31 protein-coding genes are annotated in these 26,131 nt (G+C 62.8%); 19 read left to right on the top strand and 12 right to left on the bottom strand.

From position 1 onward, the window contains the following. Positions 1–288 precede the first annotated feature (288 nt). The 6 genes from AAIL66_RS09370 (at position 289) to soxZ (ending at position 5,802) form a co-directional block, all read left to right on the top strand. Positions 289–618 (top strand): c-type cytochrome, encoded by a 330-nt coding sequence (locus tag AAIL66_RS09370; protein WP_034391663.1) that lies wholly within the window; start codon positions 289–291, stop codon positions 616–618. Then, on the top strand, positions 618–1,895 hold the full coding sequence (locus AAIL66_RS09365) for an NAD(P)/FAD-dependent oxidoreductase (RefSeq protein ID WP_343496550.1): 1,278 nt from the start codon (positions 618–620) through the stop codon (positions 1,893–1,895). The genes AAIL66_RS09370 and AAIL66_RS09365 overlap by 1 nt, the downstream gene beginning before the upstream one ends. Positions 1,896–2,083: 188 nt before the next feature. Beyond that, positions 2,084–3,106, top strand: a complete 1,023-nt coding sequence (locus tag AAIL66_RS09360; protein WP_343496549.1) for a YeeE/YedE family protein — start codon at positions 2,084–2,086, stop codon at positions 3,104–3,106. 184 nt (positions 3,107–3,290) lie between these two features. Beyond that, a complete protein-coding gene (locus AAIL66_RS09355) occupies positions 3,291–4,622 on the top strand; it encodes an FAD/NAD(P)-binding oxidoreductase (RefSeq protein ID WP_003065814.1) in 1,332 nt (443 codons plus the stop codon). A gap of 159 nt (positions 4,623–4,781) precedes the next feature. Continuing rightward, on the top strand, positions 4,782–5,282 hold the full coding sequence (locus AAIL66_RS09350) for a thiosulfate oxidation carrier protein SoxY (RefSeq protein WP_343496548.1): 501 nt from the start codon (positions 4,782–4,784) through the stop codon (positions 5,280–5,282). A 190-nt stretch (positions 5,283–5,472) separates the two neighbouring features. Further along, on the top strand, positions 5,473–5,802 hold the full coding sequence (gene soxZ, locus AAIL66_RS09345; protein ID WP_343496547.1) for a thiosulfate oxidation carrier complex protein SoxZ: 330 nt from the start codon (positions 5,473–5,475) through the stop codon (positions 5,800–5,802). A 128-nt stretch (positions 5,803–5,930) separates the two neighbouring features. On the opposite strand, the gene AAIL66_RS09340 is transcribed toward soxZ, so the two are convergent. Both AAIL66_RS09340 and AAIL66_RS09335 read right to left on the bottom strand, forming a co-directional pair. Continuing rightward, positions 5,931–6,638, bottom strand: coding sequence for a YitT family protein (locus tag AAIL66_RS09340; protein ID WP_343496546.1), 708 nt, complete (start codon positions 6,636–6,638; stop codon positions 5,931–5,933). A 321-nt stretch (positions 6,639–6,959) separates the two neighbouring features. Further along, positions 6,960–7,466 carry an outer membrane protein assembly factor BamE gene (locus AAIL66_RS09335; RefSeq protein WP_343496545.1) on the bottom strand — a complete coding sequence of 169 codons (507 nt, stop codon included), beginning with the start codon at positions 7,464–7,466 and terminating at the stop codon, positions 6,960–6,962. 106 nt (positions 7,467–7,572) lie between these two features. Here AAIL66_RS09335 and AAIL66_RS09330 point away from each other — a divergent pair, with 106 nt between their 5' ends. From AAIL66_RS09330 to AAIL66_RS09310, 5 genes are all read left to right on the top strand, one after another. Continuing rightward, the gene (locus AAIL66_RS09330; protein ID WP_224648778.1) at positions 7,573–8,031 is read left to right on the top strand and encodes a hypothetical protein; all 459 of its coding nucleotides are present in this window, start codon (positions 7,573–7,575) and stop codon (positions 8,029–8,031) included. A 377-nt stretch (positions 8,032–8,408) separates the two neighbouring features. Beyond that, on the top strand, positions 8,409–8,615 hold the full coding sequence (locus AAIL66_RS09325) for a DUF3460 family protein (protein ID WP_003051953.1): 207 nt from the start codon (positions 8,409–8,411) through the stop codon (positions 8,613–8,615). A gap of 70 nt (positions 8,616–8,685) precedes the next feature. After that, on the top strand, positions 8,686–9,543 hold the full coding sequence (locus tag AAIL66_RS09320; RefSeq protein WP_343496544.1) for a ScpA family protein: 858 nt from the start codon (positions 8,686–8,688) through the stop codon (positions 9,541–9,543). A 136-nt stretch (positions 9,544–9,679) separates the two neighbouring features. Continuing rightward, positions 9,680–10,318 (top strand): 7-carboxy-7-deazaguanine synthase, encoded by a 639-nt coding sequence (gene queE, locus AAIL66_RS09315; protein ID WP_343496543.1) that lies wholly within the window; start codon positions 9,680–9,682, stop codon positions 10,316–10,318. Between the two features lie 138 nt (positions 10,319–10,456). Further along, positions 10,457–10,822 carry a 6-carboxytetrahydropterin synthase gene (locus AAIL66_RS09310; protein WP_034391679.1) on the top strand — a complete coding sequence of 122 codons (366 nt, stop codon included), beginning with the start codon at positions 10,457–10,459 and terminating at the stop codon, positions 10,820–10,822. A 165-nt stretch (positions 10,823–10,987) separates the two neighbouring features. Here AAIL66_RS09310 and AAIL66_RS09305 read toward each other — a convergent pair whose 3' ends face one another. Further along, positions 10,988–12,016 carry a porin gene (locus AAIL66_RS09305; protein ID WP_343496542.1) on the bottom strand — a complete coding sequence of 343 codons (1,029 nt, stop codon included), beginning with the start codon at positions 12,014–12,016 and terminating at the stop codon, positions 10,988–10,990. Positions 12,017–12,363: 347 nt separating this feature from the next. Between AAIL66_RS09305 and panD the strand changes: the two genes are divergently transcribed. The 3 genes from panD to AAIL66_RS09290 all read left to right on the top strand — a co-directional run bounded on the left by panD (position 12,364) and on the right by AAIL66_RS09290 (position 13,953). Continuing rightward, positions 12,364–12,744 (top strand): aspartate 1-decarboxylase, encoded by a 381-nt coding sequence (gene panD / locus AAIL66_RS09300; RefSeq protein ID WP_003065787.1) that lies wholly within the window; start codon positions 12,364–12,366, stop codon positions 12,742–12,744. A 38-nt stretch (positions 12,745–12,782) separates the two neighbouring features. Then, positions 12,783–13,148 (top strand): 5-carboxymethyl-2-hydroxymuconate Delta-isomerase, encoded by a 366-nt coding sequence (locus AAIL66_RS09295; RefSeq protein WP_034355716.1) that lies wholly within the window; start codon positions 12,783–12,785, stop codon positions 13,146–13,148. Between the two features lie 121 nt (positions 13,149–13,269). Continuing rightward, a complete protein-coding gene (locus tag AAIL66_RS09290) occupies positions 13,270–13,953 on the top strand; it encodes a tRNA-uridine aminocarboxypropyltransferase (protein ID WP_343496541.1) in 684 nt (227 codons plus the stop codon). Between the two features lie 27 nt (positions 13,954–13,980). Here AAIL66_RS09290 and yiaA read toward each other — a convergent pair whose 3' ends face one another. From yiaA to AAIL66_RS09260, 6 genes are all read right to left on the bottom strand, one after another. Further along, positions 13,981–14,499: an inner membrane protein YiaA gene (gene yiaA, locus AAIL66_RS09285; protein WP_003065781.1), complete on the bottom strand. Its 519-nt coding sequence runs from the start codon at positions 14,497–14,499 to the stop codon at positions 13,981–13,983. A 197-nt stretch (positions 14,500–14,696) separates the two neighbouring features. Continuing rightward, positions 14,697–15,269 (bottom strand): DUF4274 domain-containing protein, encoded by a 573-nt coding sequence (locus AAIL66_RS09280; RefSeq protein ID WP_034355721.1) that lies wholly within the window; start codon positions 15,267–15,269, stop codon positions 14,697–14,699. Between the two features lie 49 nt (positions 15,270–15,318). Next, the gene (locus AAIL66_RS09275) at positions 15,319–15,951 is read right to left on the bottom strand and encodes an aminotransferase class IV (protein WP_034355724.1); all 633 of its coding nucleotides are present in this window, start codon (positions 15,949–15,951) and stop codon (positions 15,319–15,321) included. Continuing rightward, positions 15,948–17,132 (bottom strand): aminodeoxychorismate synthase component I, encoded by a 1,185-nt coding sequence (gene pabB / locus AAIL66_RS09270; protein WP_343496540.1) that lies wholly within the window; start codon positions 17,130–17,132, stop codon positions 15,948–15,950. The genes AAIL66_RS09275 and pabB overlap by 4 nt, the downstream gene beginning before the upstream one ends. Positions 17,133–17,294: 162 nt before the next feature. Next, positions 17,295–17,594, bottom strand: a complete 300-nt coding sequence (locus AAIL66_RS09265) for a DUF4148 domain-containing protein (protein WP_034355729.1) — start codon at positions 17,592–17,594, stop codon at positions 17,295–17,297. A gap of 131 nt (positions 17,595–17,725) precedes the next feature. Next, positions 17,726–18,460, bottom strand: a complete 735-nt coding sequence (locus tag AAIL66_RS09260) for a Crp/Fnr family transcriptional regulator (protein WP_343496539.1) — start codon at positions 18,458–18,460, stop codon at positions 17,726–17,728. 204 nt (positions 18,461–18,664) lie between these two features. Between AAIL66_RS09260 and panB the strand changes: the two genes are divergently transcribed. Then, positions 18,665–19,534, top strand: a complete 870-nt coding sequence (panB, locus tag AAIL66_RS09255) for a 3-methyl-2-oxobutanoate hydroxymethyltransferase (protein ID WP_003065769.1) — start codon at positions 18,665–18,667, stop codon at positions 19,532–19,534. 40 nt (positions 19,535–19,574) lie between these two features. After that, positions 19,575–20,414 (top strand): pantoate--beta-alanine ligase, encoded by an 840-nt coding sequence (gene panC, locus AAIL66_RS09250; RefSeq protein WP_343496538.1) that lies wholly within the window; start codon positions 19,575–19,577, stop codon positions 20,412–20,414. A gap of 115 nt (positions 20,415–20,529) precedes the next feature. Here the strand turns inward: panC and AAIL66_RS09245 are convergent, their stop codons facing one another. Beyond that, on the bottom strand, positions 20,530–20,931 hold the full coding sequence (locus AAIL66_RS09245; protein WP_343496537.1) for a hypothetical protein: 402 nt from the start codon (positions 20,929–20,931) through the stop codon (positions 20,530–20,532). A gap of 98 nt (positions 20,932–21,029) precedes the next feature. Here AAIL66_RS09245 and AAIL66_RS09240 point away from each other — a divergent pair, with 98 nt between their 5' ends. Together AAIL66_RS09240 and AAIL66_RS09235 are read left to right on the top strand one after the other, a co-directional pair. After that, positions 21,030–21,479: a MaoC family dehydratase gene (locus AAIL66_RS09240; protein WP_054074905.1), complete on the top strand. Its 450-nt coding sequence runs from the start codon at positions 21,030–21,032 to the stop codon at positions 21,477–21,479. 91 nt (positions 21,480–21,570) lie between these two features. Further along, positions 21,571–23,052 carry a SulP family inorganic anion transporter gene (locus AAIL66_RS09235; RefSeq protein WP_045838595.1) on the top strand — a complete coding sequence of 494 codons (1,482 nt, stop codon included), beginning with the start codon at positions 21,571–21,573 and terminating at the stop codon, positions 23,050–23,052. 20 nt (positions 23,053–23,072) lie between these two features. Here AAIL66_RS09235 and AAIL66_RS09230 read toward each other — a convergent pair whose 3' ends face one another. Together AAIL66_RS09230 and AAIL66_RS09225 are read right to left on the bottom strand one after the other, a co-directional pair. Further along, complete coding sequence (locus AAIL66_RS09230; RefSeq protein WP_003072662.1) at positions 23,073–23,444, bottom strand: polyhydroxyalkanoate granule-associated phasin; 372 nt, start codon at positions 23,442–23,444, stop codon at positions 23,073–23,075. 87 nt (positions 23,445–23,531) lie between these two features. After that, positions 23,532–24,458: a LysR family transcriptional regulator gene (locus tag AAIL66_RS09225; RefSeq protein WP_045838596.1), complete on the bottom strand. Its 927-nt coding sequence runs from the start codon at positions 24,456–24,458 to the stop codon at positions 23,532–23,534. A 106-nt stretch (positions 24,459–24,564) separates the two neighbouring features. On the opposite strand from AAIL66_RS09225, the gene lysA reads away from it, so the two are divergent. Continuing rightward, positions 24,565–25,812 carry a diaminopimelate decarboxylase gene (gene lysA / locus AAIL66_RS09220; RefSeq protein WP_034405137.1) on the top strand — a complete coding sequence of 416 codons (1,248 nt, stop codon included), beginning with the start codon at positions 24,565–24,567 and terminating at the stop codon, positions 25,810–25,812. Positions 25,813–26,131 lie beyond the last annotated feature (319 nt).

Raw genomic sequence — 26,131 nt, 5'->3', positions numbered from 1 at the left:
AGCGCAATGCGGTTTTTTCATGCCCTGGCGCGCACCCACAAGCACAAGCGCAGCGCATAACTAAATAACCAATAACTTCCTGTTACACCACCGGGATATTGAGCTTGTCAGAGCCGGTCCGCTTCCTAGAATCCGACTCCATCAGCTCTGCCTGCTCCGCCCCTGCCCAGAAGAATGCTCGACATTCACCACACATAACAAAGGCCGCGCACATTCAGGCATCGAGGTCATAAATCCCCCACGCGGCCTTGCGTGGGGACAACGGGAGGCCCCATGCGATCGAAACCCTTGCTCACTTCAGCGCGCTCTGCGCTATGGCTGGCTCTTGCCCTGGCAGCGCCGCTGCCCAGCCTGGCCAGCTCTGCTGCCACCTCCTTGCGTGTGCAGGATGTGGCCGTGCTGGCTGCCAGCTGCGCCAACTGCCACGGCCCGGACGGCCGCTCCACGGGCGTCATTCCCCAGCTGCGCGGCCTGCCCGAGGCCCATCTGCTGCAGCGCCTGCAGGCCTTCAAGGCCGGCACCGCCAAGGACGCCACCGTCATGACCCGTCTGGCCAAGGGCTACGACGATGAGCAACTCAAAGCGCTGGCCCAGTGGTTCAGCAAGAAGGGCCAGTAATGCAGATCAATCGTCGTCAAATTCTCGGCGGTGCCGCCGCCGGCGCAGCCAGTTTCGCCGTGCCCGCCATCGTGCAGGCCAAGGCAGCTTCGGCCCATGTGGTCGTGATCGGAGGCGGCTTTGGCGGAGCCACGGCCGCGCGCTATCTGCGCCAGTTCGCACCGCATATCCAGGTCACACTGGTGGAGCCGGCCGAGCGCTTCTATACCTGCCCCTTCTCCAATCTGTACCTGGCCGGCCTGCGCAGCTGGGACAGCATAGGCCACGGCTACGGCGGTCTGCGCAAGGCCGGCGTGAACGTGGTCCATGCACGTGCCGACCAGGTCCTGACCGACTCCAGGCGCGTGCTGCTGTCCAACGGTCAGGCGCTGAGCTATGACAAGCTGGTACTCTCGCCCGGCATCGACATGCGCTGGAATGCACTGGAAGGCTATGACGAGGCGGCCGCCCAACTCGCTCCCCATGCCTGGAAGGCCGGAGCACAGACCCAACTGCTCAAGAAGCAGCTCGAAGCCATGCCCGACGGCGGCAAGTTCGTGATGGTCATCCCTGCCAACCCTTTCCGCTGCCCGCCCGGTCCCTACGAGCGCGCGGCCATGGTGGCGCACTACCTCAAGAAGCACAAACCAAAGTCCAAGATTCTGCTGCTGGACGACAAGGATGCCTTCTCCAAGCAAGGCCTGTTCATTCAGGGCTGGAAAGCGCTTTATGGCGACATGATCGAATGGGTCAAGCAGGCCGATGACGGCAAGGTCACACGCGTGGATGCCAGGAACCTGGAAGTGGAAACCGCGTTCGGCACCAGGCACAAGGCCGATGTGCTCAACGTCATCCCGCCCCAGAAGGCCGGCTTTATTGCCGACCGTGCCGGCGTGACCAATGCCAGCGGCTGGGTGCCCGTCAAGCCCGAGTCCTTTGAGTCCACTCAGGTCCAGCATGTCTATGTGCTGGGCGACGCCACGATTGCCGCGCCCATGCCCAAGTCCGGCTTTGCCGCCAATACGCAAGGCAAGGTGGCCGCTGCCGCGATTGCCGCCGAGCTGAGCGGCCAGCCCCTGCCTGCGGCGGCCTTTGCCAACACCTGCTACAGCTTGATCGGCACCGACTACGGCATCTCCGTGGCCGGCGTCTACCGCACGGCGGCGGGCAAGCTGATCGAGGTGCCAGACTCCGGCGGCGTGAGCCCCTTGAACGGCGATGCCGCCTTCCGAAAGGCCGAGGCCGACTACGGCGCAGCCTGGTACAAGGCGATCAGCGCGGATATCTGGGGTGGTTGACTAGAGGCATCCCCCTGAGGCGCTGACGCGCCTTCCCCCTTCTCTCGCGACGCTTCGCTTGCGGGAAGGGGGACGCTGGCTTTGCTGCGGGACTGCCCTTGCTCGCCAGCCCGAGCGAAAGTTCACGCTTCATGCGCTGGATGCGAATCTCTGCCACCCGCCCTCCTCTGCTTTATTGAACGACTGATATGTTGTTGTGGTCTGTTTTTTTGCTGGGCATGGCCTTCGGCGTCGCCGCGCGGCTCGGACGTTTCTGTCTGCTGCGCGGGCTGCGCCAGCAGGTGGGACTGGACGAGGAAGCCGCGCCCGGCCAGGCACCTGCATTGCAGGGCTTTGCCCTGGCACTGGCCGTGGCCTTGCTGGCCTCGCAGGGGCTGCAGGCTCTGGGAATGCTCAATCTGAGCCAGGCCGCCATTGCGCGGCCCAGCTTTTCCATGGCTGGCGTGCTGATTGGTGGTTTGCTGTTTGGCATCGGCATGGTGCTGGCACGCGCCTGCGGAGCACGCTCTCTGGTGCTGCTGGCGGGAGGCAATCTGCGCTCTCTGGTCACCCTGGTGTTTCTGGCGCTGGGCGCACAACTGGCCATGACCGGTGTGCTGACGCCTCTGCGCCTGTGGCTGCAGACCCTCGCCCCCCTCACTCTGGCTCACGCCACCCTGCCCGCCTATCTGCCCTCCTTGAATACATGGCTGCTGACGCTTGGTCTGGCCTTGCTGCTGCTGGCCTACGCCCTGCTGCGTCCCGGCCTGCGCCAGAGCCGCTTGCAGTGGGGCAGCGCGTTGCTCATAGGCCTGCTGGTGGCTGCCGGCTGGTGGCTGACTGCGCATATCGGGGTCGATGAGTTCGAGCCGGCCCGCCTCACCTCGCTGAGCTTCATCGGCCCGATCGCCGAGACCCTGCTCTATCTGCAACTGTCCGTGGGCCGCGAACCCGGCATAGGCCTGGCGCTGACGGCGGGCGTGCTCGCCGGCGCATTTCTCGCAGCCCTTGGCAGTCGCACGGCACGCTGGGAAGGCTTTGACTCCACCAGCCGCCTGGCTGCCAGCGCCGGTGGCGGCCTGCTGATGGGCGTTGGCGGCGTGCTGGCCGCAGGCTGCTCCATAGGCCAGGGGCTGAGCGGGCTGTCCACGCTGTCACTGGCCAGCTTTGCGGCCGTTGCCGGCATCCTGCTCGGAGCGCTTCTCAGCCTGCGCCTGCTGCGCCAGCAATAGCGCTGGCTTCGCTTGGGTATTCACCTCCGGATCAGGACCTGCTCCTAGAATCTCCAGCCACCAGCTCTGCTTGTGCCGCGTGTCGGCTGAGAGGCAATCCCATCGCGCTGCGCCCAAGCTTGCTTCCCTCCACCGAATCCGAGGCCTGGATCAGGCCCTCATTCCCATTACAGGAGCAATGCTCATGCAACGTCGCCATTTCCTCTGGACTCCGCCCGCACTCGCCCTGGGCGCCGCTGCCGGCCCGGCAATGGCAGCACCCGCCATCATCAGCAGCCAGTCGCCCATCCTGCCGCGCAAGGGCAAGGGGCCGCGTATCGTGATCTGCGGCGGCGGCTGGGGCGGCCTCACGGCGGCACGCTATCTGCGCGAGCTGATTCCCGCTTCTGACGTCGTGCTGCTGGAGCGCAATCCGACCTTCTGGTCCGGCCCCATGAGCAACAAGTGGCTGGTGGACATAGTTGGCACGGACTTCGTGAACCGCGACATGCTGCACCCGGCCAACAAATACGGCTACACGCTGCTGCAGACCGAAGTCACAGGCTTCGAGCGCGACAAAAAGCTGGTGCGCACGGCCCATGGCCTGATCGAGTACGACTTCCTGATTCTCTCAGGCGGCATTCGCAACGATTACGAGGCCTGGTTTGGCAACGACCAACACGCCATCGAGTACACGCGCACCCACTTTCCCAACGCCTACATCCCCAATCAGGAAATGCTCTCGCTCAAGAGCAAGGTCAAGAACTTCAAGGGAGGCACGCTGGTGATGACGCTGCCGCCACCGCCGCATCGCTGCCCGCCCTCGCCCTATGAGCGCGCCTGCCTGATCGCCTGGCATATCAAGAAGAACAAGATTCCCGGCAAGATCCTGATCCTCGACCCCAAGCCCAAGATCGCCCCCATCGGCGTGGGCTACAAGCAGGCTTTCGAAGAGCTGTACGCAGACATCATCACTCATGTGCCCAATGCCGGCGTCAAGGAAGTAGACCCCTTCAACAAGCAGATCAAGACCGCTGCGGGCGACTTCAAGTTCGACGACGCCATCCTCATGCCGCCCCACCAGGCCGCCGACATGGTCTGGAAGGCGGACCTGATAGGCAAGGATGCCGCCACCGGCAAGCCCACGGGCTGGGCCGATATGCATAACCGTCTGTTCCATGCCAGGAGCGACGACCGCGTCTACTTTGTGGGCGATCTGATGGGCGCGATCTCGCCCCAGTTCGGCCACTATCCCAAGAGCGGCCATGTGGCCAACTACATCGGCAAGATCGTCGCCCGGAACATTGCCGAGCGCGTGGCCGGCAAGGAGGTCGTGGCCCGGCTGCCCGACAACCTCTGCTACATGATGGTCAACGGCGACCCTCAGGAAGAAATTTCGGTGAAGTTCGAATACGAGGTGGACGCCAGCGGCCAGGTCAACCAGACCCAGATCGACATGGATGTGCGCACCTCCGATCTGGTCAAGGAGGACTTTGCCTGGATCAACGGCAAGTTCGGAGATTTCCTGGGCACTTAAATCTCCCCCTGAGCGGTTTTGCCGCTTCCCCCTCTCTCTTCGGGAGGGGGACGACGCCCTCTGCTAGGCGCCCCCGCCGCGAGGCGGCTCTTGCTTGGCGTCTCTCGCTTGGAGTCGGTGCGATTTTTGAAGTTTTGTTAATTGGATTGAAGAGAAGCAATGTTCAAGAACACCACCCGTAGAAGCATGGTGCTGAACTCGGCGGCAGTCGGGGCCAGTCTGGCTCTGCCCGCATCGGCTCTGGCGCAAGCCAGCAGCGCGGCCAAGAATCCGCTGGTCGGGCCACTGGCGCCGAACCCAGCCGAGTTCAAAAAGCTCATGGAGCAATTCACCGGCGGCAAGGCCACTCAGGCCGATGGTCTGCAGCTGGAGGTGCCCGTGCTGGCCGACAACCCCAGCGCCGTGCCCGTCAAGGTCAAGGTGATGCTGCCCATCACCGAGCAGGACTGGTGCGAGGAGATCATCGTGCTGGCCGAGCTCAACCCCTCGCCACTGACCTGCCGCCTGCAGTTCACCGCAGCGGCCGGAACGGCCGAGGCGGCGGTGCGCATACGCCTGTCCCAGTCGCAGACTGTTCACGCGCTGGCGCGCATGAAGAGCGGCAAGGTACTGGTCGCCAAACAGGCGACGACCGTGGCCGCCAGCGGCTGCGGCATGTGAATCTGGAAACACCCCCTGAGTCGCTGCGCTCCCTCCCCCTCTGTTGTGCCACGCTTTGCGTGGCCGAGGGGGACACCGCCCGCGCGGCAGGTCGGTCTTTGCGCGGCGGTTGCTGGCCCAGGCCCACTTCTGGTTCGGGGCGTAGTTGCATCCACATTCACGATGGATGCCTGAACTGAAAGGAATTTAGATGAATAAGCCACCCCGCGTCTGGGTCAGCAATGCCAGCCCCAAGAAGGGCGAAGTGCTGCGCGTGCGCGCGCAGATGGAACATGTCATGGAAAGCGGTCTGCGCACCGACCCGGCCACGGGCAAGGTGCGCCCGCGCAATATCGTCAGCCGCTTTGAAGCCAAGCTGGGCAATACCTTGCTGTTTGCCTGGGAGCCAGGTATTTCGATTGCCCAGAACCCTTATATCGAGTTCACCTTTGTGGCGCGCGAAAGCGGCGAGCTGAATATGCAGTGGAAGGACGAGCAAGGCCAGACACTGAGCGCCCAGAAGACAATCAGCGTCGCCTGATCGCGAGCTCCCCACGCCTGCCCACTACGTGTGGCCGCGGCCCCGGCGTTTTCATCTTGGGCGGCCCGGCGATGAAAAAGCCCCGTCCGGTTTGCACCGGAGCGGGGCTTTTTCATGGATGACAGACCTCAGTTGCCCTGATAGCGGCCGGGGCGATGGCTGATCCACAGGAACATGCTCATGATGACCGCAGCGAGCACCGAATACGCCACACGCTCCAGCGGCACGATGGCCAGCGCCAGCAGCACAACAGTGCAGTCGATCATCATCTGCACCTTGCCGGCGCGAATGCCGTAACGGTCCTGCAGATAGAGAGAGACGATGGTGGCTCCGCCCAGGCTGGAATGATGCCGTGCGAGGAACAGGCAACCCGACCCCATGAGCAAGCCTCCAGCCACGGCCGCATAGAGCGGATTCAGATAGTCGATATGGATGAAGCGCGGGCCCACATCGGCCATCAGCGCCAGCATGGCAACCGAGACAAAGGTCTTGATCGTGAACTCCGCGCCCATGCGCCTCCAGGCAAACCAGTAGAACGGCAGATTGATGACGAAGAAAATGGCGCCGAAAGGCAGTCCCGTCACATAGTGCAGCAAAAAGGCCACGCCCGCCGTGCTGCCCGTGAGCAGTCCCGCCTGCGCAAACAGCATCATGGTGATGGAGACAAACAGCGAGCCCGTGAACAGGGCCTGCGCGTCCTCGAAGCGGCCATGGCGCAGGCCCGAAGTGGCCGGCGCAGCAGCAGCGGGGGCATCCATGCGGCCGGCCAGAGCAGAGCTGGCCGAAGAAGATAGCGGTGTCGACATGTCGGGTAAGACAGCAAGATTGATGCCCATGATCTCGATAAAGACCGGGGCGAGCCGGTGCGGATAACACCGGGAAACCCCTTAATTTTACGGATGGACTCATGCTGTATGCACATGATTTGCTGCAACGCAACAAATCCCGAAGGGGAATTTCAGGCGCAACTCCGTCGTATATTTCAAGCTTTTCGGCATCCATCGCTTACAGGGAAAGCGTCAAAAGCTATCAATTCAGAAGCATCTCGACTCCCCCGCCACCACAGCATTCAGCCCCTCTTCAGACCAGAGGCAAAAAAGCCCTGTCTGCGCCATCGCAAACAGGGCTTTGAACAGATCCGGTGGCTTTGCAGGCGATCAGCCGCGCGACTCGTCGGGCAGGCGTTCGCGGTTGAGCGTGCGCAGCACCCGGCCATCGGCGCCAAAGGTCACCGTGAACTGCATCTCGCGCGTGGGCGGATCGATGTAGTTCCAGTCCCAGTCGGTTTCCTGCTTGAGCTTGTAAGTCATCATCTTGGCAGGCTTGCCCAGCATGCGGCGCACCTCGTTTTCCTCCATGCCGGGCACGACCTTGGCAAACACATGCGGGGCCAGCACCTGGCGCAGCGCACTCATCTTGCCGTCAGTGTCTATGGTGATCATGTAGTTCCTGGCGCCGGCCGGCTGACGGTTGTACTCGAAGGTGCGCGAGCCGTCTTCCTCGTTCCAGATGCGCTCGGGCTCGCCGAACCGGGCGCGCACATCGGCCTCGGTGGACAGGCCTTCCTCCAGCTCCTTGATCTTCTGCTCGTCGCAGCCCAGCAGCGCCAGGGTGCTGATAGCAGCCGCCACCAGGGCCGCCGTCAAACGGGAAAAAATATTCATGGGCTTGGATCACAATGCTTGCCAGACAGAATGCGAATTCTGACATCAAGCCACCCGCGCACGCGCGCCACTTTTGCAAATGCTTGTCAAAACGGAGCTATCCCCAGTGAGCACAACCATAGAGCAGCTGTTTTCCCAATTCACCAGCGCCGCACAGGCGGCCCAGGATCAGCAGGACAAATGGCTGATCATCGATCCCGTCTACGAACACCTGGAGACACTGCAGGACGCCGCACTGGAGCAGGTTCTGCCGCATATCCTGACGCTGATCGAAACCTATCCCGAACTGGACTATGGCGGCCCCGGTCCGTTCGGTAGCCTGATCGAGGAGCACCCCATGGCCGCCTACACCCCGGCCTTGCTGGCGTCGCTGGAGCGCCAACCCAGCGTGCAGGTGATAGGCTGGCTGGACCGCACCATGCGCGTGGACGAGGACTTCCAGCGCAACGACCCGAACCCGGTCGGATCCGCCGAATTTGCCGCTGTGCTGCGCAAGATCGTCGATTCGCCATTGGCCTCGGACGACTGCAAGGAGTTCGCGCAGATCTGTCTCAAGGATCTATAAGAACGAGCTTGCGATCTCTACGCAGCCGCGTTGGAGCGCAATCGGGATGAGTTCGAAGCGGTGGCTCGCCGCTTGCACCGGGGTGCAAGCAAGAGTCAGCGCGTAGAAATCGCCCGATTTCGCTCCAACCCTTCGGGACAGTGTCTTTGCGGACGCCCGGTCAGGGGCGGTCTGCGGCGTTGCCTCGCCGTCCGCGCAAATCCTCGCAACAGCAGAGCTATTGCTGCGGTATCGCGCGCGGGGGGCCGCCCCCTGGCATCCCATCCCGCAAAGCCTCTGTCGCGGCGCGAGGAGATCGCAAGCACGTTCTAAAGGCCCGGTGCGGGCCTGGCGCCCGCGTCGGGCTAAAATCCGCTGTTCTGAGAGGTTTTACACATATGTCTTTCTTCCGTCGCCCCGACTACCGTTCCGACACCACCAACTTCATCAACGACCTGAAGCAGCAAAAGCCCGAGCTGGACAAGCAACAGCAAGCCGGTCGCGCCCTGCTGTGGGACAAGGACGTGAACTATGAAGTCTGGGAAGATCTGCGCGCCGGTCGCGTGGAACAACAGCCCTACGTGTACCAGACCAACCACTCCTGATCTTTTCGATGAAATCAGCCTCAAGCGCTTACTCATCAAGCGCGCTCAGCTCTGCAATCCATAGCAGACCATGAGCGAGGCTGAAAAACAGACCCTGTTGCCGGGCCAGAACCCGGACGCTTCTGATCCGTCGCCTTCGGTCGTCGATCAGGTGGCCCTGGCACGCCTGTACGGCGAGCCCCTGTTTGCGCTGCCCCAGGATCTCTATATCCCGCCCGATGCGCTGGAAGTCTTTCTCGAAGCCTTTGAAGGCCCGCTGGACTTGCTGCTCTACCTGATCCGCAAGCAGAACTTCAATATCCTCGACATCCCCATGCTGGACGTGACGCGCCAGTACATGACCTATGTGGACGAAGTGCGCAGCCGCAATCTGGAGCTGGCAGCCGAATATCTGCTGATGGCGGCCATGCTCATCGAGATCAAGTCGCGCATGCTGCTGCCGCCCAAGAAGCAGGAGGACGGCGAAGAAGCCGAAGATCCGCGCGCCGAGCTGGTGCGCCGCCTGCTCGAATACGAGCAGATGAAGCTGGCCGCCCAGCAACTGGGACAGCTGCCCACCTACGGGCGCGACTTTCTCAAGGCCACGGTCTATATCGAGCAAAGCCTGCAACCGCGCTTTCCGGATGTGGAAATCGGCGAGCTGCAAGCCGCCTGGCGCGACATCCTCAAGCGCGCCAAGCTGGTGCAAAGCCACAAGATCACGCGCGAAGAGCTGTCGGTGCGCGAGTACATGAGCCAGATCCTCAAGCAGCTGCAGGGTCAGCGTTTTGTGGAGTTCGAGCGCATCTTCAATCCGGAAAAAGGCTCGACCGTGCTGGTCGTCACCTTTATCGCCATGCTGGAGCTGGCCAAGGAAACGCTGATCGAAATCACCCAGGCCGAAGCCTACGCGCCCATTTATGTGCGCCTGGCCTATACCCCGGTGTGAGGCTGGAGAACAGTTGCAGGGCCTCGGCCTTGTAACCCTATGGCCCACCAGAAGTTCAGCAAGGGCTTACATTCGCATCCTTGGCTGCAGCACGCCAGCCTCCTGTTCCACCGCGCCTTGACGCGACACCTACGACATGACATACAGCGTCAAAGAAATTTTCTACACCTTGCAGGGCGAAGGCGGCCAGGCCGGCACGCCGGCCGTGTTCTGCCGCTTTGCGGGCTGCAATCTGTGGACCGGCCGCGAGCAGGACAGGCCCAAGGCCATCTGCCAGTTCTGCGACACCGATTTTGTCGGCACCGACGGCACGCTGGGCGGCAAGTTCGCCACGGCCGATGAACTGGCCGAGCGCATCCTGAGCCAGTGGCCTGCCGACGACAGCCGGCACCGCATGGTGGTGCTGACTGGCGGCGAGCCTTTGCTGCAGGTCGACCCAGCCCTGATCGCAGCCCTGCATGCGCGCGGTTTTCGTATCTCGGTGGAAAGCAACGGCACGGTGGCCGCACCCGAGGGCATAGACTGGCTGTGCATCAGCCCCAAGGCCGGTGCCGACTGGATTCAGCGCAGCGGACAGGAGCTCAAGCTGGTCTGGCCTCAGCCCACGTTCGATCTGGCGGCCATTGAAGCCAGCACCGAGTTCCAGCACTATTTTCTGCAGCCCATGGACAACGCCCAGCAGGGCAGCAATATTGCCGCCTGTATCGCGCAATGCATGCAGCGCCCCGGCTGGCGCCTGAGCCTGCAAACCCACAAGCTCACGGGAATTAGATGACCCCCCTGAGTCGCTTCGCGCCTTCCCCCCGGGGGGACGACGGCCTTTGCTGCGGGGCGGCCCTTGCTGGCCGTGCGCCATGGGGTTCGTTCCCAGCTCAAAGGCCGAAGGCAATGCTCAGCGCCACCGATCACTGATATGCAGTTCACCGTTCACCAGCGTTTTTTCTTCGATGCCGCCCATACCCTGGAGCGGGCTATCGAGACCGAGGGCAGCCGCCGTATTCACGGCCACACTTATTGGGCGGAAGTCAGCGTGAGAGGCCCGCGCAATCCGGACAACGGCATGGTCATCGACCTCGGCCACCTGCGCGCGCGCCTGGAGCTGCTGCGCGATCAACTAGACCATCACTTTCTCGATGAAGTGCCGGGCCTGGGCAAGCCCACGCTGGAAAACCTCTGTCTCTTCATCGCCAATGCCCTGGCCGATCTTGAGCCCGCTCCCAGCCGCATCCGCGTCTGGCGCGACAGCATCGGCGACGGTTGCGTGCTCGATCTGTCCTGAAGACAGCCGCCGCATAAGCCCCGAAACAAACCCCAAAAAAAGGCCCCGCTATTGCGGGGCCAGCTTGCTGAGAGTCAGACGGCTTCCCCACCAGGAGGCCTAACTCGGCAAGATCATCAGGCAGCAGAGTGCGGCAGCCGCCGCAGCTCTTTGCTGCCCATGCTCTTAGAAATTGTGGCGCAGGCCGATTTCGTAGCCCGTCAGGCTCTTGCCCACAGCGGGTGTAGGGCTCAGCGACGAACCCAGCTTGCGGGAAGCCTTGTCGTCGTTGCTCATGCGTGCCACGGCCGCATAGATTTCGGTGCGCTTGGACAGCTTGTAGCCATAGCCCAGGGCAAGACGCTGGGAGTCCGCATCGTTTTGCTTCTTGTCCTTGTACCAGGTGTAGGCAGCGCGCAGTTCGCCGGCTCCCAGAGGCATTTTCACGCCCAGGCTGTACAGATCGACACGCTTGCCGTTGCCGCGGTCGGACGCGATCAGCAGCATGGGAGTGACAACGCCGAAGTTGTAGGAAGCGCCCAGATTCATGGTCTTGTAGTCCACGCCAGCGGCAGCCGTGCCGCCGCGGGCGATGCCGTAGGCTGCGGCAACGTTCAGGGGACCGTTGGCATAGCCCAGACGCAAGCCGGTGGAGCTGGCCAGGCTGTGGTCGTCGGCCTGCTCGCCGAAGCTGTGGGTCAGCTGACCGTAGACGCCACCCAGCTTGGGCAGCAGATAGCTGATGGCATTGGAGTTGCGCTTGGGGTTGGAACCTTCGGAGGTGCCTGCAGCCGAGCCGCTGATCAGGTTATGGCCGTTGATGGCGCCCATGCCGGTGTCGCCAAAGGCATGGAAGGTTTCCAGGTTCTGGTAGGCGGGGGTCTTGTCGCGACCCAGGCGGACTTCACCGAAGTTGCCCAGCAAACTGACGGTGGAGCGGCGATCGAACTTGAAGCCGGAAGCCGTGCCGCCGTCCACGCTCAGGCTGCCCTCCAGCCAGAAATCGGCCTTCAGGCCGCCGCCCAGATCTTCCACGCCGCGAAAGCCCAGACGGCTGCTGGAGTTGCCGCCGTTGGCCAGGCCGGAAACACTTTTGCTGGTCGTGGAGATGTGGGCCACCGACACGTCGGCCACGCCAAAGACGGTCACGCTGGATTGAGCCAGAGCACCGGCGGAAACGGTCAGGGCGGCAAGGGCGAGAAGAGTTCGTTTCATGCTGTTCACTTGTTTGTAGAAATGAGAAAGCCCATGCAGTACGGAAATGGCCTGCCTTGGACGGGCCCCGTCTGGGACTGAAGTCATTAAACAAAGTGAAAATGAAACATTAGTTACAACCCTTAAATTCCCAACAAAACAACAATCTCAACCACAATCGTCACATCGTCCTACATCAGCGGTTGGCAGAACTATCGACATCGAGAATGCGCAGGCGCCGCATTTCCCTGTCAATGCCCTCAATGAACTACATGGGTTTTACCGATCGCATTTAGACTTGCGTGATTTTTCGCAAGCACAGGCCTGCCCCATTCCAGCAACGCGCAAAGCGCCCCAGAGAGACAACCATGTTCCGCACCCTGCTCAAATCCAAGATCCACCGCGTCAAGACCACGCAATGCGAGCTGCACTACGAAGGCTCCTGCGCCATCGACGAGGATCTGCTGGATGCCGCCAACATTGCTGAAAACGAACAGGTCCATATCTGGAATATCGACAACGGAGAGCGCTTCGTGACCTACGCCATCAAGGGCGAGCGCGGCTCGGGCATGATTTCCGTCAACGGTTCGGCCGCTCGCCGCGCCAGCGTGGGCGATCTGCTCATCATTGCCGCCTTCGCCCAGGTTCATGAAAGCGATGTGGCCGAGCACCAGCCGCAGCTGGTCTTTGTGGACGACAGCAACAAACAGGTCGAGCTGCGCCACAAAGTGCCCACCCAGATGCTGTAAAAACGGCTTTTGCCTCCAACACCGAGCGAGAGAACTCCATGCCTCATCTGCATATTGAATACACCGACAACCTGACCGGCCTGAACGAGCGCGAACTGATGCGCGACATCAACGCAGTGGTCTGCTCCCATCCCACCGTTCTCGATGAAGCCGATGTGAAGGCCCGTATTGCCCGCCTGAACATGGACCATGTCTATATCGGCACCCAGCCCGAAAAGCGCGGCTTTGTCCATGTACACCTGCAGCTGATGGCAGGCCGCAGCACCGAAGCCAAGAAGCAGATGTCGGACGGCATTGCCGAAGTCCTGAGCCGCCTCGTGCCCCAGCCTGCCGATGTGATGGTGCAGCTGAGCGTGGACGTATCCGATATGGACAAGGCCACCTACTTCAAGGGTCGCCTCTAAGTCCTTCACGACTCCCGCAACAGCGCCCGCAGCCCATGCTTGCGGGCGTTGCTGTTTCAGGGACATCGGCCTGAATAAAAATCGCCTTGCCTTCTCCAAAGGCACAAACAGCTCTTGAATCATGAGCAGACCTGACTCTCGCCCCCGCTGCCCCCACTGTCACCGAGCACTGCGCACCTGCATCTGCTCGCTGGCCCAGGCGGTCGCGCATCAGGCCGAAGTGCTGATCCTCATGCATCCCATGGAAGTGCATGAAGCCAAGGGCACGGGGCATTTGCTGCATCTGTGTCTGCCGCATAGTCGGGTCATGGTGGGCGAGGAATTCGATGCCACCGAGCTGGAAGCGGCTCTCCATGGAAGCTGGGCCAGCTGGGCCGATACCGATGGTGCGCCACGCCACAGCCTGCTGCTCTACCCCGATACCGCAGAGCAGGATGCCGCCCTGGGGCTGGCTGCGGCCAGCCCCCTACCCTTGCCCTGGCCGCAGCCGCCAGAGCGCCTTCGGCTGGTGGTCATCGACGGCACCTGGCGCAAAAGCCGCAAGATGCTCTATCTCAATCCTGCACTGCAAGCCCTGCCCCGCCTGCCCCTCCAAAATGTGGAGGACTCCGGCTACGCCATCCGCAAGGCCCATCTGCCAGGGCAGCTCTCCAGCTTCGAGGCAGCGGCCCAGGCCCTGGCACAGATACACAACTGGACCTCAGATGGGTCAGCCAATGCAACACTGCATGAAGTCTTCAAGCAGTTTGTGGCGCAGCAAATGCAGCTGCGCCAACACAATCAGGCGCCCCAAAGGAGCGCCTGATGTTCAGCCGTCAAACGGCTTTTCGACTCAGCGGTTGTTGACCACCTGCTCGGGCACATCGGCAGGCTTGGCGGGATCGGTCACCACCAGAGCGGGGCCGCTGCGCTCGCTCTTGCCGCGCTTGCGCTCTGCTGCTCCATCGTCGGCGCTCAGGCTGTCGCGGGTGTTTTTCTGCACGGCAATCGCACCGAACAGGGCCAGCGCAAAAGCCATGGCATAGAAACCTTTTTCGCTGAGCTGCAACGTGGCGTTGAAGAGACCTGTGCCCAAAAGCAGCACCGCGATGATCAGCGCCACCCAGCTGATGCCGTAGTAAATGCCGGTCACGGCAACGCCTTCGAGCTTGTCGCGCACGGTTTTCTGCAGCGAGATGGCCGAGTACAGGCCCAGCACCAGCACGGCAAAGTAAAAGCCTTTCTCGTTGAGCTGCATGGCTGCATTCCACAGCCCGGCCATGAAGGCTACGACACCCAGCAGCAAGGCGGCCCAGGATGCGCCGACAAAGGCGGTTGAAGGCTTGTGGCTGGTGACGGCTTGAGAGTTCATGAGCTTGTCTCGAAAGTTGTGGTGAACGGATAGTAGAAAATCCATTCTCTCAAGCCAAGAGTTTCTTCACAAGGTATCGCCAGAAGATACCCAAAGAGCTATTTTTACTCACCAGGCGCTGGGCTTGGGTTGCAAGCATGCTTACATATGCCCTGAGCTACAACCATTGCCAGGCCATCGCGCGCAGGCTCTGGGCCTCAGTCCTCATCCTCGACTTCGTCCCCATCCATGGCGGCATTGAGCTCCTCCTGGACATGAGGCGGCATGCCGTCTTCCCAGCCATGCTCGTCGACATAGGCATAGATATCGGGTTGCTCGCCGGGCACGGCCTGCAGCATGATGGCCGGAATCTGCCATTTGGCTTCATCGCCCTTGACGGCTTCGCTGGTCCAGTCATAGCCAGGATGCTTTTCATTGCCCGTGGGCGAGGCCAGATCGTTGGCCGGATCCCAGCCAATGGTGGCCGGAGCAAGATTGCCCTGTTCAAAGCGCTGGCTCAGTGCCTGCACACGGGCCCAGCCTGAGCGGTTGATGCTGGGGACCTTGTCCTGCGAAGCATAGTGCTGGAAGTAGCCCGGCTGCTGATACCAGTACAAGGCCTTGGCAACGGCCGGCTCCAGCTTGGGATACTTGCTGATCCAGTCGGGCAGCGCGCTGCCGTTGTCGTAGTTCATGGTGGTGACCACGGCCAGCCACTGAAGGGGCGTGGCAGTGGCCAGGAATTCCTTCATCAGGTCCAGATACAGGGCATCAAAGTCGTCGTCATCCATGGCTGAGACTCCTCCAGGTTGCTTACATCCGCACGATAACAAACCAGGCCTAGGCGATCAAACGAGCATCCAGCCAGCCACGCAGGCTATTGATAAAGGCCCAGCCGCTGGCATGACGCGCCTGCTCCAGCGTCACCACCTGCTCCGTCAGCCGGCCCTGGGACAGGGCCAGTGCCCGCCCCACGCCCGGCAGCAGCCCGCATTGCAGCGGCGGGGTGACCCAGCGCCCATCCAGCTGCACGGCAATATTGCCGCGCGTGCCTTCGGTGATCTGACCGTCCTCGTTGAAAAGCACGATATCGAAAATGCCGGCGCTCTGGGGCTTGAAAGCGTCGTAATGCTGACGTACCGAGGTTTTGAAACGCACCACATCACTATGCGCCACCGCGTTTGCAATGGGTTGATGCGCCAGCTGCAGCGCCACCGGCTGGACCGAGGGCGGCAATGGCTCGGCCGTGATCTGCACTTCACCGGTGATCGAAAGCGCCAGCCGCACGCGCCAGTCGCCCATGGAATGCGTCTGACTGGCCATGCGCTCCATATCGGACTCCAGCTGCATCTGCATCAAGGGATAGCGAAAATGCTGTGCAGTAATCTGCAAGCGGGCCCAGTGCAAGGCCCAGTTCTGCCAGCGGCCATCCTTGAGCGCCAGGGTTTCGAGAATTTCAAGATTCGTGTTCATGCTCCAACACCTTGCTCAAGCACCTTTAGAAAAGCCTGCTTGTGCTGCCATTCCATCCATTCATCGGCCGCATTGGCGCTGGCCGTGATGCCGCTGCCTATGCCGCAGCTCAGGCGCCCATTCCTGAGCACCACTGTGCGAATGGGAACATTGAAAGTTGCATGAATACTCCCCGGCTTGGCCCCGGGTCGCACCACGCCCAGCGCACCGCAGTAGACACCACGAGGCTCGGGCTCCAGCTCGCGAATCAGGCGCATGGCCTGGCGCTTGGGCGCCCCGGTGATCGAGCCGCAAGGGAACAGCGCCCCGAATACATCCATCAGCCGCACATCCGGGCGCGTGCGTGCCACCACATCCGAGGTCATCTGCCAGACGGCCGGCAGTGCCTGGACCTGAAACAGCTGCGGCACTTTCACGCTGTACGGCACGGCTATGCGTGACAGATCGTTGCGCAGCAAGTCCACGATCATCACGTTCTCGGCCCGCTCCTTGGCCGACTCGCGCATGGTTTGCGCGGCCTTCGCATCGGCTTCGGGGGTCCTGCCGCGCGCCGCCGTGCCCTTCATGGGGCGGGTCAGAATCCGCTCGCCGTCCCAGTCGAAAAACAACTCCGGGGACAGCGACAGCACCTGCATGTCGCCGCTGTCGACCAGCGCCGCATAGCCTCCGGGCTGGGCCTGCTGCAGCCTTGCAAACAGCTCTTGGGCCAGGGCGGAAGTATCGGACTCTTTCTCCCCCGAAAGCTCTGCAATCAAGGGGGCCGTGTAATTGATCTGATAGCAGTCGCCCGCCGCGATGGCCGCATGAATGCGCGCCACATGGGCATCGAACTGTTCGCGGCTCAGAGCCGTCTGCCAATGTATTGCCGCAGAAGGCACGGGCGGGTTCTGCCCGCAGGCAGCCAGCGGCCCACGATGCAGGCCGAACCAGACCAGCGGCTGGTCAGTGGAATTCCTATGCACGGCCTCGGCATAGGCGCGATCAAACCCGCTGGCCGCCTCATAGGCCAGCCAGCCCACGCACCACAGGCCTTGCTCGGCAGCCTGCTGCACGGCTTCCAGCACGGCAGGTACGTCCTCGGGCCGATACGCTTGCAAGACCTTCTCGGGCTCGCCAAAGCCATGCTGCAAACGGGCAGCACCCGTCTGCCAGGGAGCGGTGAAATCAAGAACGGTTTTCAAGTCAGATCACCTGCAAGCACACTATCAATATGCGCCGAATGCTATCAAACTTGCTATATCCATCAGCCTGGCATTGCCGGCATAAAAAAACGCGCTGAAGGAATCCCTCAGCGCGCATCCACCAATGGGCCACCTCTGTCGGGTAGCTAAGAGAGAACTCTGTTACTTGCCGCCCAGTTGCGACTGGTACTTGGCCACGGCAGCCGTGTAGGCGGGGCTGGCCAGCAGACGCTGGTATTCGGCATAAGCCTTGCGGTACTCGGTGCTGAACTCTGTTTCGACATAAGCCGCAGGCGTGGGCATATAACCCAGACCTGCACGCTGGTACATCTCAAGGTCGGCCATCACTTCGGCACGACTTTTGCTGGAGGTTACGGAAGTTTGGGGGAGGTCTTGAGCCATGGCAACCGCGGCGCTGGCGGTCAGCACAGCTGCGGTCAACAAACGGGTGAGGGAGCGCATTTTCAATCCTTTCAACGGCGCAGCGGCGGAAAGAAGACCTGCCGCGTGCTGCACGACTGAACTATGCGCCCGGCCCCCACGAGCCGTCTGTGCGTTTTCTCACGCAAAAACTCATTTCACATTGCGAAAAATCAATGCGCTTCTTCGAGCAACAGCCGCAGGCCATCGACGCGGCAAAGACGCAGATTGCGCCCTTCACGTCTGAGCAGACCCAGGCGCGTGAGCCGCGACATCTCGCGTGCGACCTCTTCGCGGCTGGTGCCCAGCATCAAGGCCAGATCGTTCTGGCGCGGAGCTGGCGACAGCAGGGCCTCGTCGTTCTCGATTCCCGCCATCTCGGCCCGCTCCAGCAACTGGGCATGCAGGCGGCCTCGCACCGTGAGGGTTCCCAGACTGACCACACGCCGTGCCAGCACCCCGGCCAGCTCGCTGAGCCGCTGAACCACGGCCCGCATGACCAGAACATCGCTCATGATCAATGCTTCGAGCTCTGCACTGGAAAGCGATGCCACCAGGCTTTCATGCGTGGCCTGCACCTGCACGGACACATGCTTGACCAGAGGCTTGGACGCGAAAGCACCAAAAAAGAAACCGGGCTCCAGATAACCCAGAATCATGGCCCGCCCGCTGGTGCTGTAGCTGCCGACACTGAGCTGGCCGTTGATCAGCATGTACATGCGCTCATCGGTATAGGCCCCGTGCAGCACCTGTCCCGACTCCAGCCGGTGCCAAAGGCATTGCCCCGCCAGCACGGACAGCCTCTCGTCGGACAGCGACTCCAGCCAGCTCACGCTGCGCAGCCCCTGCCAGGCCACGGCTGACACAGGCGCTGAAACCGAGGGCTGCGGGGGCTCGAGCATGGACATGAACAACCTTGTGCAAAAAGAAATGGAAGGCCGCAGAACGCAGGGCCATGCAATGCATGGCCACACAGCATAGTAAGGTGGCCGACAGCAGCCATACCCTTTTTCAACGTGGCGCTGCAGCGCAGCATCGCATAGACTCGCGGGCAAATTTGCCTGCAGGCTTTTCTGCGGGGCCCAGCCATAGACAAGACCAGGAGACATCCCATGACCGCTACCGGCACGCCTTACGGCACCATCCCCCCCTCTTCGCCCCAGCCCCAGCGCCGCCCCGTCAGCCTGCCGCGCCTGGCTCAGATGCGCGCGGCCGGTGAAAAAATCACCATGCTGACGGCCTATGACGCCACGTTTGCCGCAGTGGCCGACGCGGCCGGGGTGGAGTGCATCCTGGTCGGCGACTCGCTGGGCATGGTCTGCCAGGGCCTGCACAGCACCGTGGGCGTGACGCTTCAGGATATGGCCTATCACACGGCCAGCGTCACGCGCGGCCTGCATCGCGCCCAGGCCACAGCCTGGGTGATTGCCGACATGCCCTACGGCAGCTATGCAGAAAGTCCCGAGCAGGCCATGCGCAGCGCCTGCCAGCTGATGCAGGCCGGCGCCCATATGGTCAAGCTCGAAGGCGGTGGCTGGACCGCTCCCACCGTGCGCTTTCTCGTCGATCGCGGCGTGCCCGTCTGCGCCCACCTGGGACTGACACCGCAGACCGTGCATGCACTGGGCGGCTACCGCGTCCAGGGCAAGGACGAGCAGGCAGCGGCCACGCTGCGCCAGCATGCGCTGGAGCTGCAGGACGCCGGGGCCGCCATGCTGGTGCTGGAGATGGTGCCCGCAGCCCTGTCCGCCCAACTGACCGAAGAGCTGCCGCTGTGCCACACCATAGGCATTGGCGCGGGCAATGGCACGGCCGGCCAGGTTCTGGTGCTGCACGACATGCTCGGCGTAAACCTGGGCAAGATGGCCAGGTTCGTGCACAACTTCATGGCCGATGCAGGCAGCGTCAAGGGCGCCATGGAGGCCTATGTGCAGGCCGTCAAGAATGGCAGCTTCCCCGACAATGCCCTGCACGCCTGGTGAACCCGGGCCTTTGTTTTCGTTTTCCCCCACTGTTCGAGTCATGCAAATCGTTCACACCATCGCCGACCTGCGCGCCGCTCTGGCCGGTCGCGGTCGCCCTGCTTTCGTACCCACCATGGGCAATCTGCACGAAGGCCATCTCTCCCTGGTGCGCCAGGCCCGCCAGCACGGCGATGTGACCGTGGCCAGCATCTTCGTGAACCGCCTGCAGTTTCTGCCTCACGAAGACTTCGACAGCTACCCGCGCACCTTCGATGCCGACTGTGCCAAGCTGGAAGCCGAAGGCTGCGACATCGTCTTCGCGCCCAGGGAGAAAGACCTCTACCCCGAGCCGCAGACCTTCAAGGTCCAGCCCGATGCGCAGCTGGCCGACATCCTGGAAGGCCACTTCCGCCCCGGTTTCTTCACCGGAGTCTGCACCGTGGTCATGAAACTGTTCCAGGCCGTGTTTGCCACCACGGGCGGAGGCACGGCCGTTTTCGGACAGAAGGACTATCAGCAGCTGATGGTGATCCGCCGCATGGTGCAGCAGTTCGCCCTGCCCATCGAGATCATCGGCTGCGCCACGGCACGCGCCGACAGCGGCCTGGCCCTGAGCTCGCGCAACGGCTACCTCAGCGACGAACAGCGCGTGCAGGCCATGGCGCTGTCGCAGGCGCTCAAGGCCCTGGCCGATGCCGCGCGCCAGGGCGGCAATCTGGCCGATCTCGAAGCGCAGGCCATGGCCGCGCTGCGCGCCAAGGGCTGGGAGCCCGACTATCTGAGCGTGCGCCAGCGCAGCGACCTACAGACACCTGTCGATGCGCGCAGCGGCGATCTGGTGGCCCTGGGTGCGGCACGCCTGGGCAGCACCCGGCTCATAGACAACCTGGAGTTCTAGGATTCCGCATCCCTCTTAGGCACGGGGCAAGGGCATGCCGGCCCTTGCCTGGCGCCCTTGATTCAGGCCGCGCCGGTGTCCAGCGTCAGGAACAAGACAAAGGCATGGAGCGCCATCAGCACTGGTAGGAGTCCACCGACGACTGACTGGGCAAAGCCTGCAGCGCAAGCCCCTGCCCCTTGAGCCGGCAAAACAGGCCGCTGCCCATTTCCAGCTCCAGCACAAAATCGGCATCGCTGACAAAAGGCAGGGGCAGGCTGCGCAGACGCTGACCAGCAATATGCAGCTGCGCTTGCCGGACACGGCCCACGGCGGCCAGGATTGGAGTCAAATCAGCCTCTGAAGCTTCTTCAGTAAGCGCAATGTGCTTGCATATCAATAGCAACGGCTGCCACAGGCCCTCCCCGGCCCCGGCTCGGTCACCGTCAAGCACACGGGCAGCGGAAAAGCGGATCTGCAATGCGCCGTCCTGCAGGCTGATTGCGGCGACCTCGGAATCTTCAAACTCGAAATTCATGGGCCCGAGCATAGCGCTCTGGCACCTTGGCAACAGCAGCCAGGGCCGCTGCCGCGCATACTGCCGGCTACTCCACACAAGAAGGAACGAGGAGCCAAATGAGCGAAAAACTGTATCTCGATGATCTGTACGTGGGCCAGAAGTTCGTCAGCGAGGGCTACCCGCTGGATGAAGCGCAAATCATTGCCTATGCCAGGCAGTTCGACCCCCAGGTCTTTCACCTCGACCCCGAAGCCGCCAAGCACACCTTCTTCCAGGGCCTGGCCGCCAGCGGCTGGCATACGGCCTCCATCAGCATGCTGCTGGTGACGCAAAGCATTCCCCTGGCCGACGGCGTGATCGGTGGCGGCATGGAAGAGCTGGCCTGGCCCCAGCCCACACGCCCTGATGACGTGCTGCAGGTCGAGTCGGAAATCGTGGAGATCATTCCTTCCCAGTCCAAACCCAACCGGGCCCTGGTGCGCGTGCTCTCCCACACCAAAAACCAGCGCGGCGAGGTGTTGCAGCGCTTCAGGCCCAAGATGGTGTGCTTCAAGCGCCCGGCCTGACCCTCGCGCAGCAAAAGTCCTGGGCACTGCTTAATATCGCCCACCGGCGCTGCCTGCTCTGCACAGGCAGCGCATCACTTGCTGCTGCGATATGAATCCCCATTTTTCCATGAGCCGATGGCGCGCCGAATGGGCGCCCAGCGTACCGCGCGAGCTGCTGGCCGGCGCCGTCGCCACGTTTGCGCTGATTCCCGAGGTCATTGCCTTTTCCTTTGTCGCGGGTGTAGACCCGGCCGTGGGGCTGTATGCCTCCTTCATCATCAGCATCGTGATTGCCGTTTTCGGCGCACGTCCGGCCATGGTCTCGGCAGCGGCCGGCTCGGTGGCCCTGGTGGCGGCTCCGCTGGTCGCATCGCATGGTCTGCAATATCTGCTGGCCGCAGGCTTGCTGGCGGGTGCCATGCAGATCGCCTTCGGCCTGTGCAAGATGGGCAGCCTGGTGCGCTTTGTCTCCAGCTCGGTGCGCACGGGTTTTGTCAACGCGCTGGCCATTCTGATCTTTTCAGCCCAGCTGCCGCATCTGCATGGAGCCAACACCGCCACCTGGGCCATGCTGGCCCTGGGCCTGGCCCTGATCTACGGCCTGCCCTGGCTGGGACAGAGGCTGCAGCTCAAGGCGCTGGGAGCCATTCCCTCACCACTGATCTGCGTGCTGGTGCTGACGCTGCTGGCCAGCTTCATGGGTCTGCCGCTCAAGACTGTGGCCGATCTGGGTCATCTGCCGGACAGCCTGCCGCTGTTCGCCCTGCCCGAAATCCCTGCGAGTCTGGAGACGCTGCGCATCATCGCCCTGCCAGCCCTGGCCATTGCCATGGTGGGCCTGCTGGAGTCGGTTCTCACGGCAGCCGTGGTGGACGACCTGACGGGCACGCCCAGCAACAAGAGCCGCGAGTGCACGGGCCTGGGCCTGGCCAATGTCTCGGCCAGCCTGTTCGGCGGCATTGCGGGCTGCGGCATGATAGGCCAGGCGGTGGGCAATGTGAAATACGGCGGCCGCGGCCGCCTGTCCACCCTGTTTGCCGGGGTGTTTCTGCTGATTCTCATGGTCGCCCTCAAGCCCTGGGTGTCCCGGGTACCGGTGATTGCTCTGGTGGCCATCATGGTCATGGTGTCGGTCTCGACCTTCGACTGGAAGTCGCTGGGCAATCTGGTGCGCCACCCGCGCCTGTCCAGCTCGGTGATGCTGGTGACGGTGGTCATCACCATCGCCACCCACAATCTGGCCGCCGGCGTGGTGGCGGGCGTGCTGCTCTCGGGCGTGTTCTTCACCTTCAAGGTGGCCAATATGCTGCAGGTCCAGGGCGGCCTGAACGAGGCTGGCGATCTCTATACCTGGACGGTGAGCGGCCAGGTGTTTTTTGCCTCTGCCGATGCTCTGATCGAAGCCTTCGACGTGCGTGCCGCGGCCGGCAAGCAGGCCCGCATCGATGTCGGTGGCGCGCATTTCTGGGACATCACCGCCGTGGGCGCGCTGGACAAGGTGATGGAGCGCCTGCGCCAGCATGGCTGCCACGTGGAGCTGACGGGGCTGGACGAGGCCAGTCAACGACTGATAGAACGCATCAGGGTCTAGGTTTGGCGGCTGGTGGCCGCTTATTTCAGGCTGGTCTGCGACAGGCGCTTGGCATTGGCCACGGCCTTGCGGCGAATCGGCGCCAGGCTTCTGGCCGCCACCTTGTCGGCCGCCACGGGCAGCTTCTGACCCATGGTCCAGGGGTTGCGCATCCAGGCCAGACACAGTTGCTGCTGCACCTTGAACATTTCGGCCCCCATGGTCAGCCAGGCCTGACTGAAGGCGACCTGCTTTTCCACCACCATGCGCGTGAACTCCTTCTGGTCGCGCGCAGAGAGCACCGGACCGCTGAGGGCCATGCGCGTGAGCCGGTGGTTGATGACCTGAGGCACGGCCATGCTGATGTCCAGCAGTTCGCTGGCAGTGCGGTGGGGGATGGCGGATTCAGGCATGTGTAACTCCTTGCATTCAGGCGTTTTATTGTGCACTGCAACATAGAAGTTTGCGCAAGCTCACCTGTGAAAGCCCTATCGCCGAATTCAGCGCCTGTGCCCAAGCAGGCTGAGTGCCTCCTGCTCCAATGCCGCCGTCAGCCAGGGCAGGCCCGCATCGGCAGGCCGGTGCAGCGGCAGCAGCATATGCACCTGAAACGCTATCGAAAACGCCAGCGGCCGCACCACCAGCTGCGGGCCGGCACAAGCCCGCGCAGTCAGCGGGTTGACGATGGCCAGACCCAGGCCGTGCTGGACCATGGCGCAGACGGCAACGGCGCTGGCGGTCTCCAGGCTCAGCCGGCGCTGCACGCCGGCGCGGGCAAACACCGCATCGATCTGCGCCCTGTAGGGGTCGTCGCGCGCCAGGCTGATGAAGGATTCGCCTTCAAAGTCCCGCGCGCTGAGCAGCGCCTTCTGCGCCAGCGGGTGGCTGGCAGGCAACACGGCCACTTCGTCCATGGCAGGCAAGGGCTGGCTGCGTGTGCCCGGTGGCGCATCGGCCAGCTCGGACAGGCCCAGATCGAAGCGCTGGGCCGCCATCCATTCCTGCAGCAGCGGTGCCTCCTGGGTGCTCACGCTCACGGCCACTGCGCCGTGACTGGCCTGCATACGCGCCAGCGCGCCCGGCAGCAAGGCGTGGCTGAGGGCTGGCAGACACAGCACGCTGATGCTCGCCCCTTGCGGGCGCCCCAGCTCCACGGCGCGGTCGATCACGCGCTCCAGGCCCTGCCAGCTGCGCCGCACCTCGTCCCAGAGCAGCAAGGCACGTGCATTGGCACGCAGCCGGCCCTGCACGCGCTCGAACAGCGCATAGCCCAGCAGTTGCTCCATGCGAGCCAGCTCGCGGCTCACCGTGGGCTGCGAGGTATAGAGCAGTTGCGCCGCACCCGTGACGCTGCCGGCCGTCATGACGGCACGGAACACCTCGATATGGCGATGGGTGATGCGCTGAGAAGCTTCTGAATCGGTCATACCAAAAGCATATCAATATTGAATGATCTTCAAAAATCAAGCTATTGGACTGAATAGATAGTCGCATGCATGATGCGCTGAACTATTCCCTTTCAAGAGACCACCCATGGCAAACCCCTTCTCTCCCGCACAGCTCTGGAACCTGGCCGACCAGTACGGCACGCCGCTGTGGGTGTATGACGCCGCCACCATCCGCGAGCGCATTGCCCAGCTCAAGGCTTTCGACACCGTGCGCTTTGCCCAGAAGGCCTGCTCCAACATTCACATCCTCAAGCTCATGCGCGAGCAGGGCGTGAAGGTGGATGCGGTTTCGCGCGGCGAAGTCCTGCGCGCGCTGGCGGCGGGCTTTACGCCCGGCTTCGGCGAACCTGCCGATATCGTCTTCACGGCCGACGTGATGGACGAGGCCACGCTGGCCACCGTGGTGGAACACCAGGTGCCTGTGAACGCGGGCTCCATCGACATGCTGCACCAGCTGGCCGCCGTGTCCAAGGGCCACCATGTCTGGCTGCGCATCAACCCCGGCTTCGGCCACGGTCACAGCAACAAGACCAACACCGGCGGCGAGCACAGCAAGCACGGCATCTGGCACAGCGAACTCGAAGCCGCACTGGACGCCATCAAGGCCGGCGGCCTGGTGCTGGCCGGCCTGCATATGCACATCGGCTCGGGCGTGGACTACGGCCATCTGCAGGAAGTCTGCGGCGCCATGGTCAAGCTGGTCGAGCGCACCAAGGCGGCGGGCGTGGACCTGCATGCGATTTCGGCCGGCGGCGGCCTGTCCATCCCCTACAAACAGGGCGATGCCACCATCGACACCAACCACTACCACGGCCTGTGGGATGCGGCGCGCAAGCAGGCAGAAGGCATCGTGGGCCACAGCCTGGGTCTGGAACTGGAACCCGGCCGCTTCCTGGTGGCCGAGTCCGGCGTGCTGCTGGGCACCGTGCGCGCCACCAAGAATGCGGGCAGCAACCACTTCGTGCTGGTCGACACCGGCTTCAACGAACTGATGCGCCCCAGCATGTACGGCAGCTACCACGGCATGGAAGTGCTGCGCCGCGACGGCCAGAGCCTGCCCGCGCAGGACAGCGTGGTGGCCGGCCCGCTTTGCGAATCGGGCGATGTCTTCACCCAGGGCGACGGCGGCGTGGTGCTGCCGCGCTCGCTGGCCGGCGCCAGCGTGGGCGACCTGCTGGTGATTCATGACACGGGCGCCTACGGCAGCTCCATGTCCAGCAACTACAACACCCGCCCGCTGGCCGCCGAAGTGCTGGTCGATGGAGCGCAGAGCCAGCTGATTCGCCGTCGCCAGACGGTGGAGGAACTGCTGGCCCTGGAATTGGGCTTGTAAGCTCCCCCTGAGCCGCTTTGCGGCTTCCCCCTCTCTCTACGCGCTGCGCGCTATGGGAGGGGGACGCAGCCATCGCTGCGGGGCGGCCCTTGCTTGGCTGCTCTTGTTTGGCCCGCGCCCTTTAGCAATTGCATCTTCAAGTTAAATAGCAGCTAGCGCTTATCTTTAAAGGGTTTCAGGCCAGAATCACCTGAATTTCTTTTCTCTATGGCACCGCGCAGTGCCCAATGAGCTCTCTCCATGTCACAGCAACCCGCCACTTCCCCCCATCGCCACACGCTGACGGGTATTGGCTTTACGGTGCTGGCCTGCGCCTGTT

Source organism: Comamonas sp. F1-6, assembly GCF_039581415.1.
Taxonomy (GTDB): Bacteria; Pseudomonadota; Gammaproteobacteria; order Burkholderiales; family Burkholderiaceae_C; genus Comamonas; species Comamonas thiooxydans.
This window is presented reverse-complemented; position numbering and strand designations above follow the sequence as displayed.

What these genes read in the sequence shown, in the direction of transcription:
- AAIL66_RS09365 (WP_343496550.1), top strand. Translation starts at nt 618, where the DNA reads ATGCAGATCAATCGTCGTCAAATTCTCGGCGGTGCCGCCGCCGGCGCA.
- AAIL66_RS09225 (WP_045838596.1), bottom strand. Translation starts at nt 24,458, where the DNA reads ATGACCGATTCAGAAGCTTCTCAGCGCATCACCCATCGCCATATCGAG.
- lysA (WP_034405137.1), top strand. Translation starts at nt 24,565, where the DNA reads ATGGCAAACCCCTTCTCTCCCGCACAGCTCTGGAACCTGGCCGACCAG.
- AAIL66_RS09245 (WP_343496537.1), bottom strand. Translation starts at nt 20,931, where the DNA reads ATGAATTTCGAGTTTGAAGATTCCGAGGTCGCCGCAATCAGCCTGCAG.
- queE (WP_343496543.1), top strand. Translation starts at nt 9,680, where the DNA reads ATGACATACAGCGTCAAAGAAATTTTCTACACCTTGCAGGGCGAAGGC.
- AAIL66_RS09295 (WP_034355716.1), top strand. Translation starts at nt 12,783, where the DNA reads ATGCCTCATCTGCATATTGAATACACCGACAACCTGACCGGCCTGAAC.
- AAIL66_RS09325 (WP_003051953.1), top strand. Translation starts at nt 8,409, where the DNA reads ATGTCTTTCTTCCGTCGCCCCGACTACCGTTCCGACACCACCAACTTC.
- AAIL66_RS09265 (WP_034355729.1), bottom strand. Translation starts at nt 17,594, where the DNA reads ATGCGCTCCCTCACCCGTTTGTTGACCGCAGCTGTGCTGACCGCCAGC.
- yiaA (WP_003065781.1), bottom strand. Translation starts at nt 14,499, where the DNA reads ATGAACTCTCAAGCCGTCACCAGCCACAAGCCTTCAACCGCCTTTGTC.
- AAIL66_RS09335 (WP_343496545.1), bottom strand. Translation starts at nt 7,466, where the DNA reads ATGAATATTTTTTCCCGTTTGACGGCGGCCCTGGTGGCGGCTGCTATC.
- AAIL66_RS09355 (WP_003065814.1), top strand. Translation starts at nt 3,291, where the DNA reads ATGCAACGTCGCCATTTCCTCTGGACTCCGCCCGCACTCGCCCTGGGC.
- AAIL66_RS09235 (WP_045838595.1), top strand. Translation starts at nt 21,571, where the DNA reads ATGAATCCCCATTTTTCCATGAGCCGATGGCGCGCCGAATGGGCGCCC.
- AAIL66_RS09290 (WP_343496541.1), top strand. Translation starts at nt 13,270, where the DNA reads ATGAGCAGACCTGACTCTCGCCCCCGCTGCCCCCACTGTCACCGAGCA.
- soxZ (WP_343496547.1), top strand. Translation starts at nt 5,473, where the DNA reads ATGAATAAGCCACCCCGCGTCTGGGTCAGCAATGCCAGCCCCAAGAAG.
- AAIL66_RS09260 (WP_343496539.1), bottom strand. Translation starts at nt 18,460, where the DNA reads ATGTCCATGCTCGAGCCCCCGCAGCCCTCGGTTTCAGCGCCTGTGTCA.
- AAIL66_RS09340 (WP_343496546.1), bottom strand. Translation starts at nt 6,638, where the DNA reads ATGGGCATCAATCTTGCTGTCTTACCCGACATGTCGACACCGCTATCT.
- AAIL66_RS09350 (WP_343496548.1), top strand. Translation starts at nt 4,782, where the DNA reads ATGTTCAAGAACACCACCCGTAGAAGCATGGTGCTGAACTCGGCGGCA.
- panD (WP_003065787.1), top strand. Translation starts at nt 12,364, where the DNA reads ATGTTCCGCACCCTGCTCAAATCCAAGATCCACCGCGTCAAGACCACG.
- panC (WP_343496538.1), top strand. Translation starts at nt 19,575, where the DNA reads ATGCAAATCGTTCACACCATCGCCGACCTGCGCGCCGCTCTGGCCGGT.
- AAIL66_RS09240 (WP_054074905.1), top strand. Translation starts at nt 21,030, where the DNA reads ATGAGCGAAAAACTGTATCTCGATGATCTGTACGTGGGCCAGAAGTTC.
- AAIL66_RS09310 (WP_034391679.1), top strand. Translation starts at nt 10,457, where the DNA reads ATGCAGTTCACCGTTCACCAGCGTTTTTTCTTCGATGCCGCCCATACC.
- AAIL66_RS09275 (WP_034355724.1), bottom strand. Translation starts at nt 15,951, where the DNA reads ATGAACACGAATCTTGAAATTCTCGAAACCCTGGCGCTCAAGGATGGC.
- AAIL66_RS09320 (WP_343496544.1), top strand. Translation starts at nt 8,686, where the DNA reads ATGAGCGAGGCTGAAAAACAGACCCTGTTGCCGGGCCAGAACCCGGAC.
- AAIL66_RS09360 (WP_343496549.1), top strand. Translation starts at nt 2,084, where the DNA reads ATGTTGTTGTGGTCTGTTTTTTTGCTGGGCATGGCCTTCGGCGTCGCC.
- AAIL66_RS09305 (WP_343496542.1), bottom strand. Translation starts at nt 12,016, where the DNA reads ATGAAACGAACTCTTCTCGCCCTTGCCGCCCTGACCGTTTCCGCCGGT.
- AAIL66_RS09230 (WP_003072662.1), bottom strand. Translation starts at nt 23,444, where the DNA reads ATGCCTGAATCCGCCATCCCCCACCGCACTGCCAGCGAACTGCTGGAC.
- panB (WP_003065769.1), top strand. Translation starts at nt 18,665, where the DNA reads ATGACCGCTACCGGCACGCCTTACGGCACCATCCCCCCCTCTTCGCCC.
- AAIL66_RS09280 (WP_034355721.1), bottom strand. Translation starts at nt 15,269, where the DNA reads ATGGATGACGACGACTTTGATGCCCTGTATCTGGACCTGATGAAGGAA.